This window comes from Bartonella sp. AP20NXHL (assembly GCF_042196165.1).
GTDB lineage: Bacteria > Pseudomonadota > Alphaproteobacteria > Rhizobiales > Rhizobiaceae > Bartonella.
In genome coordinates, this window is sequence record NZ_JBHIPV010000006.1 from 1 (window position 1) to 14007 (window position 14007).

At 37.6% G+C, this 14007-nt stretch carries 16 protein-coding genes; all 16 read left to right on the plus strand.

All coding sequences use genetic code 11. The features are described 5' to 3' along the window. Positions 1–276 (plus strand): YadA-like family protein (locus ACFILL_RS04670; RefSeq protein WP_375631103.1); only part of this gene is annotated, 276 nt, incomplete at its 5' end. Beyond that, positions 273–878, plus strand: coding sequence for an invasion associated locus B family protein (locus ACFILL_RS04675; RefSeq protein WP_273790643.1), 606 nt, complete (start codon positions 273–275; stop codon positions 876–878). The genes ACFILL_RS04670 and ACFILL_RS04675, both read left to right, overlap by 4 nt. 904 nt (positions 879–1782) lie before the next feature. Beyond that, positions 1783–3093, plus strand: a complete 1311-nt coding sequence (locus ACFILL_RS04680; RefSeq protein WP_375643371.1) for a Ppx/GppA phosphatase family protein — start codon at positions 1783–1785, stop codon at positions 3091–3093. Between the two features lie 29 nt (positions 3094–3122). Then, positions 3123–3851 carry an RlmE family RNA methyltransferase gene (locus tag ACFILL_RS04685; RefSeq protein WP_273790641.1) on the plus strand — a complete coding sequence of 243 codons (729 nt, stop codon included), beginning with the start codon at positions 3123–3125 and terminating at the stop codon, positions 3849–3851. A 173-nt stretch (positions 3852–4024) separates the two neighbouring features. Then, a complete protein-coding gene (gene obgE / locus ACFILL_RS04690; RefSeq protein ID WP_273790640.1) occupies positions 4025–5050 on the plus strand; it encodes a GTPase ObgE in 1026 nt (341 codons plus the stop codon). A 1-nt stretch (position 5051) separates the two neighbouring features. Further along, positions 5052–6191, plus strand: a complete 1140-nt coding sequence (gene proB, locus ACFILL_RS04695) for a glutamate 5-kinase (protein ID WP_375631102.1) — start codon at positions 5052–5054, stop codon at positions 6189–6191. A gap of 45 nt (positions 6192–6236) precedes the next feature. Next, the gene (locus ACFILL_RS04700) at positions 6237–7493 is read left to right on the plus strand and encodes a glutamate-5-semialdehyde dehydrogenase (protein ID WP_375631101.1); all 1257 of its coding nucleotides are present in this window, start codon (positions 6237–6239) and stop codon (positions 7491–7493) included. Positions 7494–7522: 29 nt separating this feature from the next. Beyond that, positions 7523–8116 (plus strand): nicotinate-nucleotide adenylyltransferase, encoded by a 594-nt coding sequence (locus tag ACFILL_RS04705; protein ID WP_273790637.1) that lies wholly within the window; start codon positions 7523–7525, stop codon positions 8114–8116. 111 nt (positions 8117–8227) lie between these two features. Beyond that, the gene (gene rsfS / locus ACFILL_RS04710; RefSeq protein WP_375643372.1) at positions 8228–8614 is read left to right on the plus strand and encodes a ribosome silencing factor; all 387 of its coding nucleotides are present in this window, start codon (positions 8228–8230) and stop codon (positions 8612–8614) included. A 1-nt stretch (position 8615) separates the two neighbouring features. Then, complete coding sequence (rlmH, locus tag ACFILL_RS04715) at positions 8616–9098, plus strand: 23S rRNA (pseudouridine(1915)-N(3))-methyltransferase RlmH (protein ID WP_375643373.1); 483 nt, start codon at positions 8616–8618, stop codon at positions 9096–9098. A 133-nt stretch (positions 9099–9231) separates the two neighbouring features. Further along, on the plus strand, positions 9232–10476 hold the full coding sequence (locus tag ACFILL_RS04720) for a murein hydrolase activator EnvC (RefSeq protein ID WP_273790650.1): 1245 nt from the start codon (positions 9232–9234) through the stop codon (positions 10474–10476). Continuing rightward, positions 10466–11776, plus strand: a complete 1311-nt coding sequence (locus tag ACFILL_RS04725) for a S41 family peptidase (protein WP_375643375.1) — start codon at positions 10466–10468, stop codon at positions 11774–11776. Before ACFILL_RS04720 ends, ACFILL_RS04725 begins: the two co-directional genes overlap by 11 nt. 39 nt (positions 11777–11815) lie before the next feature. Then, positions 11816–12337 (plus strand): RNA pyrophosphohydrolase, encoded by a 522-nt coding sequence (locus ACFILL_RS04730; RefSeq protein WP_273790633.1) that lies wholly within the window; start codon positions 11816–11818, stop codon positions 12335–12337. A gap of 99 nt (positions 12338–12436) precedes the next feature. Beyond that, a complete protein-coding gene (locus ACFILL_RS04735; protein WP_273790632.1) occupies positions 12437–12997 on the plus strand; it encodes an invasion associated locus B family protein in 561 nt (186 codons plus the stop codon). A 327-nt stretch (positions 12998–13324) separates the two neighbouring features. Further along, a complete protein-coding gene (locus tag ACFILL_RS04740; RefSeq protein WP_273790631.1) occupies positions 13325–13618 on the plus strand; it encodes a YggT family protein in 294 nt (97 codons plus the stop codon). Between the two features lie 22 nt (positions 13619–13640). Continuing rightward, entirely contained in the window at positions 13641–13955 is a 315-nt protein-coding gene (locus ACFILL_RS04745) for a DUF167 domain-containing protein (RefSeq protein ID WP_273790630.1), read from the plus strand. The last annotated feature ends 52 nt before the right edge of the window (positions 13956–14007 follow it).

The window sequence follows — 14007 nt, forward strand, 5'->3', positions numbered from 1 at the left end:
ATGAAATTTGAGACGTTGAATTATGCTATTCAGGATGTTCGGAAAGAAGCAAGACAAGCTGCTGCTATTGGTCTAGCGGTGTCCAACTTACGTTACTATGATATACCAGGATCTTTAAGTGTTTCATTTGGGAGTGGTTTATGGCGCAGTCAATCTGCACTTGCTCTTGGTGCTGGTTATACATCTGAAGATGGAAATATTCGCTCGAATGTATCTGTGACAAGTGCTGGAGGTCATTGGGGAATAGGCGCTGGAATTACTCTGAGGTTGAGATGATAATAGAAAAAATGGCTGTTATTGTAAAAACGAGAAGTATGTTAGTAAAGGTTCTGCTGTTTGCTCTTGCCTTAATAGGCAAGAGCGAAAGCTTTGCCAACGAGAATAATAATATTTATACAGTGCATCCACCGCACTTATCGATACCTAAGGGAGAACCTGGCGAAACACGTCGAATTATTATGCAATTTTATGATTGGACTTTGATTTGTGACGAAAAACAAAAGCTTAAACATAAGCAAGGTATATGTAATGTGACACAGACGGTTCATGATCAAGAAGGAAATACCATTTTTAGTTGGTCTCTTGTTTCTACGACAAGTGGTCAAGCAGTGATGCTTTTTCGAACATTGCCAAATTCTGATATAAATGTTCCGATTCAAATGTTTGTAAAAGATGTTAAAAAACCTGTTCTTATTAATTATACGCAATGTAATGAAACGGTTTGTTTGGCACAATCACCTGTAGGGCCGGTTTTGACTAAACAAATAGAGCAGAACAATAAGGTACGTATTTCCTATAAAACTAAAGAAGGTAAGGTATTTTCTTTTACTGTACCATTTAAAGGGTTAAATGCGGCACTTAATTCTTTCCGTCCTTAGAATCCATCGAGTATTTTTAACAAGAGTCATTTTTCCATAAATTGTTGTATTATATTTTTGAGTGTAAATTATAAGGTCAGATAAGTAAGAAGTTTTATATAATATGATATCGAGGTGATTTATTGGAAAGAGTGAGAGTTTTATGAATATAAAGTCACAGTAAGTTCTTTATATGTAATAGAAAATCAAGTTAGTGTTTCCTATAATGCTTAAAGAGTGATTTCGTTAGTTATTAAAAGTAAAAAAGATTAGAAATACTCGATTTCTTCCTTACAATAATGAGTAGACTAAATTCTTTTTTTAAGCTTCAAATGGATTTTTAATGCGGTCTGATTAAGCATTAATATTTTTCAGATAAATTTTATAATTCTAGAGTTTTTTTGAACGATAGTTTTTATTGGTATTCACGAAATAACAGCTATTGTAATTGCATTTTGTAGTACTACGGAACTTTTATTCCAGCATAATCAAAGCCATTTCATTGCATATAACAAACGTGGTTTGTGTGTGGATAACGAAAAATTTTTTTTCTTATAAACCGTACTAATGTATAGGTTGTTGTAACCTTAAAAGTCAGCAAATAGTATGATAGTGTAGGTTTGTTACAATAGATGTGTGCTCCGTGTAAATGGTATCAAGAAAAGAGCATAATTTATAAAAATTGATGTGAACGTAAACGATTAATTTATAGTTTTAAGTTCATAAAGAGATGCATGATTTCACGGAAACAACCGAAAGATTATACAAAAATCTGAATGATGTTAGTGTAGAAAATTTTAATGATAGAAAAAGAAAGAATGATTTCTTGTATATATCATTTGATGCTGCATTATTGCTTTATTTAGGAATGAGCAGAAGAGTTTTCGCGTTTATTTATTGGGGGAACGCTCAAGGGATAAGGGACATGACCCCGTTAAATTATGGTTCAAAAGAGTTAAAGCGAGGAGAAATATACGATACCAAAGCAGATCAGTTGTATGATCAGTGCAGTAGTAATACAAATAATCTTTCTGCATTGTCACGAACAGAGGCATACTCTGTCCTTGTTGATATAAAGAGACAACAGAGAAAAAAACATTATGAACAGAAACAGGTTTTTGTTCAATCTGAGGCAGCTTTTGAGTTTCATAATCAGATAATGATAGGTGCTCAAAAAACAAAAAAACTCAAAGCACCTTTTCTTCGACGGTTCCATCCAGTAAAATCTCCACCTCTTTATGCGGCACTTGATCTCGGAACAAATAATTGTCGTCTTCTTATCGCATCTCCCAGTAAACCTGGATATTTTCGTGTTGTTGATGCTTTTTCTCGTATTGTACGATTGGGAGAAGGTTTAATAAATAACGGTTTTCTTAATACACAAGCTATGGATCGTGCGATTGAGGCATTAAAGATTTGTCATTTAAAGCTAAAACAAAGGCATATTAAGCGTTATCGCTTGATTGCAACGGAAGCTTGTCGTTCTGCAGAAAATGGTAGACATTTTATTCAGCGTGTTTTGGAGGAGACAGGACTTGAATTGGAAATTGTTGATCGGCGAACAGAGGCGCGTTTTGCTGTTACAGGGTGTAGTACACTTGTTGAACCAAATACTGACGCAATTGTGCTTTTTGATATTGGAGGAGGGTCATCAGAAATTGTGCTACTTGATGTTTCTCAAAAGCGTTCTTTTCGTTTAGCTAGACAAATTATCGCTTGGACTTCTCTTCCTGTTGGTGTTGTTACGCTTGCTGAACGTTTTGGAGGGAATGATATTAGCTTAGACGATTTTGAAAAAATGAAAAGCTATGTGCGAGGGTTATTAAATAATTTTTCAGATCGTCATAAATTAGGAGAGTTAGCACAAGGTTCGAAGTTTCATCTTTTGGGAACCTCTGGTACAGTTACGACTTTAGCAGGAATGTATCTTAATTTAGAGCGTTATGATAGGAAAAAAGTGGATGGCATTTGGATGAAGGATGCAGACATTACACTTATGACACAACGTCTATTATCATGGGATATAGAAAAACGTGTCATAAGTCCTTTTATTGGGCGCGAGAGAGCAGATTTAGTTTTAGCTGGTTGTGCAATTTTAGATGTTATTCGGGAAGTTTGGCCAAGTCAGCGTTTAAGAGTTGCTGATCGTGGATTAAGGGAAGGAATTTTGATAGAGCTAATGTTACGCGATGGGGTGTGGTGTCGTCGTAGAAAGAGCAGAGATTTCAAGCGTTAGAGAATTAAATATGGAGACAATGAATAACGATGAAAAAAACAACAAAAACACCGAGAGGTGGCTATGGAGGTTCAGGGTCACATGAATTATATCAGCGCGTAAAAAAGAAAGCAGGAACCATTAAAGCTTCATCACGACGATGGTTAGAGAGGCATCTGAATGATCCTTATGTCCATCAATCAAAAGTAGATGGTTATCGTTCACGTGCGGCTTATAAACTCATTGAAATTAATGAGCGCTATAGGTTTTTGAAAAAAGGTCAAAAGGTTATTGATCTAGGAGCAGCACCTGGGGGCTGGTGTCAGGTGGCTGAGCGTATAGTAGGGTCAAGTGATGAGGATCCTAGCGTTGTTGGTATTGATTATTTACATGTTGATCCATTACCTAGAGTTGCCATGTTGGAAATGGATTTTTTGCATACAGATGCACCGCAGAAATTAATTGAAACTTTAGGGACAAAACCGGATGTGGTTCTTTCTGATATGGCAGCGCCAACAACAGGTCATCGTCAGACGGATCATTTAAGAACGATTTATTTATGTGAAGTTGCGGCTGATTTTGCTCTTTCGGTTCTTAAGCCTGGGGGACATTTTTTAGCAAAGGCTTTTCAAGGAGGAGCAGAAAACACTCTTCTTACGATACTAAAACAGCATTTTAAAAAAGTCTATCATGTTAAACCACCCGCAAGCCGATCAGAATCAGTAGAGCTTTATCTTCTAGCACTTGAATTTAAGGGAAAAACAAAAATACAAGAATAGCGCCTTCTTTTAAGAAGACTTAACTTTACTTAACCTATTTAGATGTGATGATTTTTTTCTCAAAGAGTTATCGGCGATAGTGACAGTTTTTCTGTTATCAATGATGAAAAACTGGTAAAACTAATGTATTGCCTATAGAGGTAAAGAGATTGATTCCTCAGTGAGTGTTTCCAATGAAATTTCTTGATCAAGCTAAAGTTTATATTCGTTCTGGTAATGGAGGTTCTGGAGCAGTATCATTTCGTCGTGAAAAATTCATAGAATTTGGGGGACCTGATGGGGGGAATGGAGGACGGGGTGGTGATGTTTGGGCTCTTGTTGTTGATGGGCTTAACACGCTGATTGATTATCGCTACCAACAGCATTTTAAAGCAAAAACAGGGGGGCATGGCAAGGGGCGTAATATGACGGGTGAAAAGGGTAATGATGTCATCCTTAAAGTTCCGGTTGGGACGCAAATTTTTGAAGAAGATAATACAACGTTAATATGTGATTTAACGGAAGTGGGACAGCGCTATCGCCTTGCAAAAGGAGGGAATGGCGGTTTTGGCAATCTTCACTTTACAACATCGACAAATCGGGCACCGCGTCGTGCAAATCCAGGTTTGGCTGGAGAAGAGCGTGCAATATGGCTTCGTTTGAAGTTAATTGCTGATGCGGGGCTTGTTGGTTTACCAAATGCTGGAAAATCAACTTTTTTAGCTTCTGTAACGGCTGCAAAACCAAAAGTTGCAGATTATCCTTTTACCACTCTACATCCTCATCTTGGTGTTGTACGTATTGATGGTCGTGAATTTGTTTTGGCTGATATTCCAGGATTAATTGAAGGAGCGCATGAAGGTGTGGGAATTGGAGATCGTTTTTTAGGACATGTGGAACGTTGTCGCGTACTGCTTCATCTAATTTCTTCTCAAGAAGAAGATGTAGCAAAAGCATATCAAATTGTGCGTCATGAACTTGAGGCATATGGAAATAATCTAAGTGATAAAACTGAAATTGTTGCTTTAAGCCAGATAGATACTCTGACAATTGAAGAGCGTGAAGCTAAACGGGAAGCTTTGCAAAGAGCAGCGGATCAACCAGTTATGATGTTTTCTGCGGTTAGCCGCGAAGGTTTAGAAAATGTGCTGCGTGCTGGTGCACATATTATTGAAATGTCACGCAAAGAGGAGATCAGTGGGGATAGCAAGGTTGATTGAGATGGCTGTTGGATCGCAAAAACTTACACACTATAAACGTATTGTGGTCAAGATTGGATCTGCCCTTTTGGTTGATCCTCAGGCAGGTTTACGGGTTGAATGGCTTAAAAGCTTGATCAATGATGTTGTTGAATTACACAAAGGAGGCGTAGAGATATTATTGGTGTCTTCAGGTGCTATTGCTTTAGGAAGGACATTGCTACAGCTTCCTAAGGGGGCTTTGAAATTGGAAGAAAGCCAGGCATGTGCTGCTTTGGGGCAAATTGAGTTAGCAAAAACCTATGGTGATGCGCTTGCTCAACATGGGCTCAAAACAGGCCAAATTTTGCTCACTTTATTTGATACGGAGGAGCGAAGGCGTTATCTCAATGCACGTGCAACGATTGAGACGCTTTTATATTTGGGAGCTGTGCCTGTTATTAATGAGAATGATACTGTTGCAACAACTGAAATTCGTTATGGTGATAATGATCGTTTAGCTGCACGTGTGGCAACAATGGTGAGGGCAGATCTTTTAATACTTTTATCCGATATTGATGGTCTTTATACAAAGTCTCCCCATAGTGATCCTACGGCTGAATTTATACCTTTTGTTGCATCCATTACGCATGATATCGAAAAAATGGCAGATGTTGCTGCTTCAGAGTTTTCACGGGGAGGAATGAAGACTAAGCTTGAAGCCGGAAAAATAGCTAATGCTGCTGGAACGGCGATGATTATCACCTCAGGCAAGCGTATGAATCCTCTTGCTGCAATTGACAAAGGTGAACGCAAGAGTTTTTTTGCGGCAAGTAAGAAATCTGTCAATGCTTGGAAAACATGGATTTCTGGTCATTTAGATCCATCTGGTGTTTTGACGATTGATCAAGGAGCCATTAGGGCTCTTGAATCAGGAAAATCATTATTAGCTGCAGGGGTTATTGGCGTTGAGGGAAATTTCCAGCGTGGGGATACGGTTGCAATTGTTGGTACAGATGGAGTTGAGATTGCGCGTGGACTTGTAAGCTATGACAAAGATGAGGCTGTACGCATTATAGGACATAAAAGTGAAGAAATCGAAGCTATTCTTGGGTATGAGGCGCGCTCTGCTATGGTGCATCGTAATGATATGATTGTACGTTGCTTGACCAATACTGTTTAAAAAAGTTACTTTTGTTTTTATTGTTTTGGCAGAGTGGATGTTACGATGACTTTAGAAGAACAAATGAAAGATATGGGACAAAAAGCACGCTATGCCGCTGCAGCGTTAGCTGTTGCTTCTTCTGAGCAAAAGAACAATGCATTAGAAATGATCGCTTTAAGTCTAGAGGCTCAGTCAGATGAAATTTTACGGGCGAATTGTCAAGATTTAGAGAATGCTGCTCAGAATAATTTGAAAGCTGCAATGATTGATCGGCTAAAATTAGATGATTTGCGTTTACGTGCAATGATAGACAGTGTTCGCCAAGTTGCTCGTTTATCTGATCCTGTTGGACAAGTGATGGATGAATGGACGCGTCCAAATGGGCTTCATATAAGTCGTGTACGAACACCTCTTGGTGTGATTGGCATTATTTATGAAAGTCGTCCCAATGTTACAGTTGATGCGAGTTCTTTGTGCTTAAAAGCAGGTAATGCTGCGATTTTGCGCGGTGGTTCGGATAGCTTTCATTCTTCTCATGCTCTTCATTTAGCTTTGGTACAAGGTTTAGAGCGCTCTGGTTTACCCAAAGATGCTATCCAAATGGTTGGAACGACAGATCGTGCTGCCGTTGGGGAAATGCTCAAAGGATTGGATGGAGCGATTGATGTGATCGTACCACGTGGTGGAAAGAGCCTTGTTGCCCGCGTTCAGTCTGATGCACGTGTTCCAATTTTTGCTCATTTGGAGGGACTTTGTCATATTTATATTGATAAATCGGCAGATTTAGATATGGCACGCAATATTGTTTTAAATGCAAAGCTGCGGCGGACAGGGATATGCGGTGCTGTTGAGACAGTTCTCATTGACGGCCAAGCATTAAAAAAATTTCTTCCTGTTTTAACTGCTTTACAGGAAAAGGGGTGTGAAATTCGTGCCACAGAAGATATTGTTTTTCTTATGCCAGATGTCAAATTAGCTTCTGAAGAAGATTGGTCGCATGAATATCTTGATGCTATTCTTTCTGTTAAAACGGTTGAGGGTGTTGAGGGAGCCATTTCTCATATCAAGCGTTATTCATCAGGACATACGGAATCGATTATTGCTGAGGATTTGGAAGTGGTGAAGAATTTTTTTAATCATTTAGATTCAGCTATTTTATTACACAATGCATCTACACAATTTGCTGATGGAGGTGAATTTGGTTTTGGAATGGAAATTGGTATCGCAACAGGAAAAATGCATGCACGTGGTCCCATAGGTGTTGGACAGCTAACATCATTTCAATATCACGTTAAAGGAAATGGTCAGGTTAGAGCTTGAGAACACCATTTTTTCCATGGAAAAATTGTATGCCACATGTTGAAAGATCTAATGTTGTGGGTCTTTTTGGTGGTTCCTTTAATCCACCGCATGCGGGGCATCTTCTTGTTGCAAAAATTGCCATTCGGCGTTTGCATCTTGATCAGTTATGGTGGATGATCACTCCAGGAAATCCTTTAAAGGATTGTACACAGTTGCCCTCTTTAGAGGAGAGAATGCAATTAAGTTTTAAACTTATTGACCATCCAAAAATTCGCTTAACAGGTTTTGAACAGGCTATAGGGAGCAAAGTATCAGTAGATACGATTTTTCATATTCTTACCCATTACAGTGGCGTAAATTTTGTATGGATTATGGGGGCAGATAGTTTTGCGACGATACATCAATGGTATCGATGGCATGATATCGTCTCTATGCTTCCTATTGCGATTATTGATCGTCCTTTAGGCAATCGGTCAGCACTTTCTTCTCCTATGGCACATATTTATCGCCGTTTTCGTTTGGATGAGAGAGAAAGTAAGCGATTACCTTTTATCAAGCCACCAGTTTGGACTTATTTGCATGGACCTTTATCTTTTCAATCTTCAACAAACCTTCGTTTGAAGAAGAATGATTTTTCTTGAACATTTCATAAGATTCTGCTTCTCTTTAGAGAAGTCTCTTTTTTAGATTCCACAACGATAAGAAAGGATATTGATCTGAAAAACGTTGCACACAAACACTCTTACGATATTATGCCTTCAAAAGAAAAAAAAGTTTTTTCTGTTAGTGAGAGTCTTGAAGTTATTCTCAAGAGTTTAGAAGATACAAAAGCAGAAGATATTGTTGCTATTGATATTCGAGGGAAGTCATCTTTGGCTGATTATATGGTCATAGCTTCAGCAAATTCGCAGCGTCATGTATCGTCTGTTGCTGATCATTTATTACATACTTGGAAAGATAGTGGGCAGGGGCTTGCGCGTGTAGAAGGGCTTGCTGGAGGTGACTGGGTATTGATTGATACAGGTGATATTATCACTCATCTTTTTCGTCCAGAAACTCGTCTTTTTTATAATTTAGAAAAAATATGGATGACACCGGATTTAAACGATACGGCTTTGCTTCTCTTCGGAGATCATTAAAATGCAAATTTCTATTTTTGCGGTTGGTCGTATGAAAAGTGGGGCGGAGCAAAAATTAGTTCAGCATTATTTGGATCGTTTTTCTAAAATTTCTGGAGATGTAGGCTTTCATTTAAAAAAGTTACAAGAGATACCAGAAAGTCGTGCTCACACAGTTTGTCAACGTATGGAGGAAGAGGGGAGAAAACTTATTGCATTTTTACCTGAAAAATGTCGATTAATTGTGTTAGATGAGCGTGGAGAATCGATTTCGTCAATTTCTTTTTCTGAAAAATTGAGGTGTTATCGTGATGAGGGCATTCGAGATGTCGTCATTGCTTTGGGAGGACCTGATGGGCATAATGAACAAATAAAGAAGCGTGCTGATTTTCTTTTATCTTTTGGTTTGATGACGTGGCCACATCAAATTGCACGTATTCTTCTTACAGAACAACTTTACCGCGCTGTAACAATTGAAAATAATCATCCGTATCATCGTTTTTAATATTTTTGTGCAATTTTTAGCACTTATTTATATGTTTATTAATATTGTTTTAGCTGACACCATTTAAAGCATCTCTAATGTATACGATGAGGTGTCATGGTTTTTGCAAATGAAAAAGCTTCTTCATAGAAAGATGCTATATTTATATGAGGAGTGCGTCATATTTGTCATTCTGCTCTTGAGTATGTTTTTTTGCTTTTCTGTATCGCGTGCGGAAGATACAATGAGGAGTACGGAAGTACATAAAGAATTGGGAGAAATTCGCCAAAATATTTCACTTTCGCGTGAGCGTGTTGCTTTTCTTATGCATCAAGTTGAGCATTTAAAAAAAGATCAACGTGTTTTGAGTGATGCACTCATAAAAGCGGCTAAAGAAGAACGTATAGTAGCAGATGATATTGCTAAAAGGGAAGAAAAGCTTAAAAAAATGATAGAAAAGCGGGTACAAGTCTATCAAAGTTTAAAAAATCGTCGTGCTGAATTTGCGGAAGTTCTTGCAATTTTGGAGCGTATGGGATTGAATCCGCCTCCTGCTCTTATGATACAGCCAGAGGACGCGTTGGCTTCTATACGTAGTTCTGTTTTATTAGGTACTGTTATTCCTCAGATGCAGGAGAAAACACGAGATTTAACAGAAAAACTCAAGGAGTTGACCAATTTGAGTAATTCCATTACTACGGAATATAAGGCATTAAAGACAAAACTGCAAAATCAAGCAGAGCAGCGAAAACGTCTAGAGCTTTTATTAGACCAAAAAAACAAACTACAAAAAAAATCAGAAAAAGAACTTACAGAACAGCAACAAAAAAATATTGCTCTTGCTAAAAAAGCGCAGTCTTTGGAAGAATTGATTTTAGAGCTCGATCGTCAGTCAAAACTTAACTCTGATGCATCAGTACAGGTACGGAAAAGTTTGCAATTGTTAGAACAGTCCAATTTTGAAAGCCGAAAAGGTTCTTTACTTTTTCCTGTTTCAGGAAAAAGAATACATCACTCTAACAAAAGTTCGCAGATTACGCGCTTTGGTGAAACGATAGAAACAGAGGCAGGAGCTGTTGTTATATCACCTGTGGATGCTTTTGTTGCTTTTGCAGGGCCATTTCGTTCTTATGGACAGTTAATCATTCTCAATGTTGGAAATGGTTATCATATCATTCTTACTGGAATGTCGAGAATTAATGTAAAACAGGGGCAATTTGTTCTTTCAGGTGAGCCTCTGGGTATAATGGAGATGCAATTTATTTCAAACAGTGTTGCATTGGATATAGGAAAAACTTCTCCAATGCTTTACATTGAGTTTAGAAAGCAGGGAAAACCTGTAAATCCAACTCCTTGGTGGCAGACTGAAAAAATAAGAAGGAGCCAAAATGATTCGTAAAGTTATTCTTTTGGTCGCTGGGGTATTGCTCGGCGCCTGTTCAATGATTATGGTGCAGTCTGTTGCTGCGAATAATGAAGATAATGCATATAAAAAGCTAGCTATATTTGGCGATGTTTTTGAGCGTGTGCGTATGCAATACGTTACAGTTCCAGATGATAAAAAGCTTATTGAAAATGCTATCAATGGCATGCTCACATCACTGGACCCTCATTCATCTTATTTGAATGCTGAAGAAGCCAAGGATATGCGGGATTCTACGAAAGGAGAGTTCGGAGGTCTTGGTATTGAGGTCACTATGGAAAAAAACTTAATTAAAGTTGTTTCACCAATGGATGATACTCCCGCTTCAAAAGCAGGTATTCTAGCAGGAGACCTTATTTCAAAAATTGATGATGTACAAACGAATGGTCAAACATTGAATGAAGCTGTTAATAAGATGCGAGGTGCTCCTGGAACGCCAATTACCTTAACAATTATTCGTTCTGGCGTTGATAAGCCATTTGAAGTGAAGATTATTCGTGATATTATCAAAGTAAAAGCGGTGAAATATCGGGTTGAGGGTGATATTGGATATTTAAGAGTTATCCAGTTTTCTGAGCAGACATTGAATAATCTTCTGGCGGCAATTAAAGATATCCAATCTAAAATTCCTGAAGATAAGCTAAAAGGTTACGTCCTTGATTTGCGGCTTAATCCGGGTGGGCTTTTAGATCAAGCTGTTAATGTTTCGAGTGCTTTTCTCAATAAAGGTGAAATTGTGTCGACTCGTGGGCGCAAAAAGAGTGATGTGACAAGATTTGATGCGAAGCCAGGTGATGTCATCAATGGAAAACCGCTCATTGTCCTTATTAATGGTGGTTCGGCAAGTGCTTCTGAAATTGTTGCGGGTGCATTACAAGATCATCGTCGTGCAACAATTTTAGGGACGCAGTCTTTTGGTAAAGGATCTGTTCAAACAATTATTCCTTTGGGTGAAAATGGGGCTTTACGCTTAACAACAGCACTTTATTACACGCCATCTGGCACTTCTATTCAAGGAACAGGGATCACGCCTGATATTATTGTAGAGCAACCACTCCCTGAAAAATATAAGGGTTATGATGTAAAAGTTGGTGAGTCTGCATTAAAAGGACATATCAAAGGAAAACGAGAGAGTAATAAAGGATCTGGTTCAGCTGCTTTTGTTCCCAAAGACCCTAAAGATGATATCCAGTTGAATGAGGCTTATAAATTGTTACGAGGTGAAATGGCAAATGCAGCATTTCCGCCAGATCCCAATAAGGATGTGTTAAAGTGAGAATTGATATCTATAGCTTGCGATTTTGAGGAATATTAAATGGATGCAGGTATTAATTTGAAGGTTCTTCCATATCGCAAATGTGTTGGGATTGTTATCTTTAATCATGACGGTAAAGTGTGGGTTGGGCGTCGTTTAATGATGCCCATTCATGCAGATATTGAAATATCTCATCGTTGGCAGCTTCCTCAAGGAGGGATTGATGAAGATGAAAAACCATTAGATGCAGCATATCGTGAACTTTATGAAGAAACGGGTATTCGATCTGTGAAGTTGATTAAAGAAGCACAAAATTGGTTCCATTATGATTTTCCACAAGAACTTATTGGGTGCACATTAACAAATAAATATCGTGGGCAAATACAAAAATGGTTTGCTTTCCAGTTTACAGGAAAGCTTTCTGAAATTGCGATTAATCCGCCACCAGATGGCAATAAAGCGGAATTCGATCAATGGAAATGGATTGATCTAGAAACCCTTCCGTTGATTGCTGTTTCTTTTAAAAAGCACGTTTATACGAAAGTTGTCAGCGAATTTCGAGGTAGCCTTAGACCATTATAAAAGCTATATGATTACGAGAAAGCTTTTTTTATTAAGATGCTTTATATTATAATAAATAATAAACATGTTTCTCTTTTATGTAAAGAACAGGAATATAAAATGAAAAAGTTATTTAATTTACTTATAGTTTTTACTCTCTTGAGTATTTCATCTGTTGCATTTGCAACAAGTTCAAAACCTCCTGCATCAAAAGATGCGGCAGCGACATTGCCAAATGGAGCTTCTTCTTTGACTGAAACCTACGGTTTGTGGACTATTAACTGTGGTATACAAGAAGGGAAAAGAATTTGTTTTATGCACCGTCAAGAAGTGAATGAGCAGGGGCGTGTTGTTGTGGCTATGGGCCTTACTCTCGATGCTGAGGGTGTTGTATCTGGTAATTTAACAGTTCCTTTTGGCATTTTGGTTTCTAAGCCTGTTCGTTTACAAGTTGATGAGGGAAAAGCTGTTATCGAAACCGGTATCCGGACTTGTGTACCAGCAGGTTGTGTGGTTCCTGTCGTTTTTGACAAAAATCACGTAGCAGCTTTACGTTCTGGAAAACAGTTAAAGTTGGCGATGACAATTGCTGCTGCAGGTGAACCAGCTTTGAATGATTTATTTGTTCAGCTAGATGGTTTTAGCAGTGCTCTTAATCGTTTGACTGCTTTGCAGAAATAATTTTAAAACTAAAAGCGGCCTTTAAAAGGCCGTTTTTAGTTTGTTTGTTTTTTATATATTAATAATTAAGACGATGAGATTTAAGATTAATCCTATAAGGGATATTCAGATTTTTTGCCGTTTCTTCTATTGTATGTTCTATTTTTAATTTTGATATTTGTTTTCTAACTGCATCGTCATTAAATAGAGAGATGAAGAATTTAGATATCTGGTTTTTATTCAAGAAAAAAGAGTATTGAAATATAAAACCATTTTTTGATACACAGACCTGCTTTAATGAAGGTTTTCTATACGCTCTTCTGTTTCCTTGATTGAAAGGGATGACGCATGATTTATGCATTGCTTCGAACGATTGATTTGATTTTTGAGATTTATATTGATATTTTAATCGCTAGTGTCATTTTTTCTTGGCTTTATGTCTTTAATATCATAAATTCACGCAATCGCTTTGTTGTTTTGATAGGAAGCTTTCTAGATCGTCTTACAAATCCCGTTCTAAGCCGTATCCGGAAAATTTTACCAAATTTGGGAACGATTGATATTTCACCTATTGTAGTGTTCATTATTATATATTTTATTCGTACTTTTATGTGGCGCGTTTACGCAAACATGTATGTATAGAAATATTACTTGAGGCGAATACATGTTTTATCAAGTTGATAAAAATAACTTGATTTTGTTTGTATATCTCATTCCAAAATCGTCTGTTGACAAAATAATAGGGATTGAATGTAGGGATGGTGAGAAACAATATCTGGTTATACGCCTTCGTGCTGTTCCTGAAGATGGAAAAGCGAATAAAGCTCTCATTAAATTTCTTGCCAAGCAATGGAGAATACCATCTTCTTCTATTTCTCTAAAAAACGGTGCAATATCTCGCTACAAACAACTTTACTTTTCAACACATTTAGAAGAGCTAAAGCAGATATGGCAATCCTTTAGAGATTGCATCTCGTAGAAAAAATAAAGAATAAAGCCTATTTTTAAATAGGCTTTATTTTATTAAAATC

Coding starts and splice junctions, on each gene's coding strand:
- ACFILL_RS04730 (WP_273790633.1), top strand. CDS start 11,816: ATGGATGCAGGTATTAATTTGAAGGTTCTTCCATATCGCAAATGTGTT.
- ACFILL_RS04735 (WP_273790632.1), top strand. CDS start 12,437: ATGAAAAAGTTATTTAATTTACTTATAGTTTTTACTCTCTTGAGTATT.
- rlmH (WP_375643373.1), top strand. CDS start 8,616: ATGCAAATTTCTATTTTTGCGGTTGGTCGTATGAAAAGTGGGGCGGAG.
- proB (WP_375631102.1), top strand. CDS start 5,052: ATGGCTGTTGGATCGCAAAAACTTACACACTATAAACGTATTGTGGTC.
- ACFILL_RS04700 (WP_375631101.1), top strand. CDS start 6,237: ATGACTTTAGAAGAACAAATGAAAGATATGGGACAAAAAGCACGCTAT.
- ACFILL_RS04705 (WP_273790637.1), top strand. CDS start 7,523: ATGCCACATGTTGAAAGATCTAATGTTGTGGGTCTTTTTGGTGGTTCC.
- ACFILL_RS04745 (WP_273790630.1), top strand. CDS start 13,641: ATGTTTTATCAAGTTGATAAAAATAACTTGATTTTGTTTGTATATCTC.
- ACFILL_RS04685 (WP_273790641.1), top strand. CDS start 3,123: ATGAAAAAAACAACAAAAACACCGAGAGGTGGCTATGGAGGTTCAGGG.
- ACFILL_RS04720 (WP_273790650.1), top strand. CDS start 9,232: ATGCTATATTTATATGAGGAGTGCGTCATATTTGTCATTCTGCTCTTG.
- rsfS (WP_375643372.1), top strand. CDS start 8,228: ATGCCTTCAAAAGAAAAAAAAGTTTTTTCTGTTAGTGAGAGTCTTGAA.
- ACFILL_RS04675 (WP_273790643.1), top strand. CDS start 273: ATGATAATAGAAAAAATGGCTGTTATTGTAAAAACGAGAAGTATGTTA.
- ACFILL_RS04725 (WP_375643375.1), top strand. CDS start 10,466: ATGATTCGTAAAGTTATTCTTTTGGTCGCTGGGGTATTGCTCGGCGCC.
- obgE (WP_273790640.1), top strand. CDS start 4,025: ATGAAATTTCTTGATCAAGCTAAAGTTTATATTCGTTCTGGTAATGGA.
- ACFILL_RS04740 (WP_273790631.1), top strand. CDS start 13,325: ATGATTTATGCATTGCTTCGAACGATTGATTTGATTTTTGAGATTTAT.
- ACFILL_RS04680 (WP_375643371.1), top strand. CDS start 1,783: ATGACCCCGTTAAATTATGGTTCAAAAGAGTTAAAGCGAGGAGAAATA.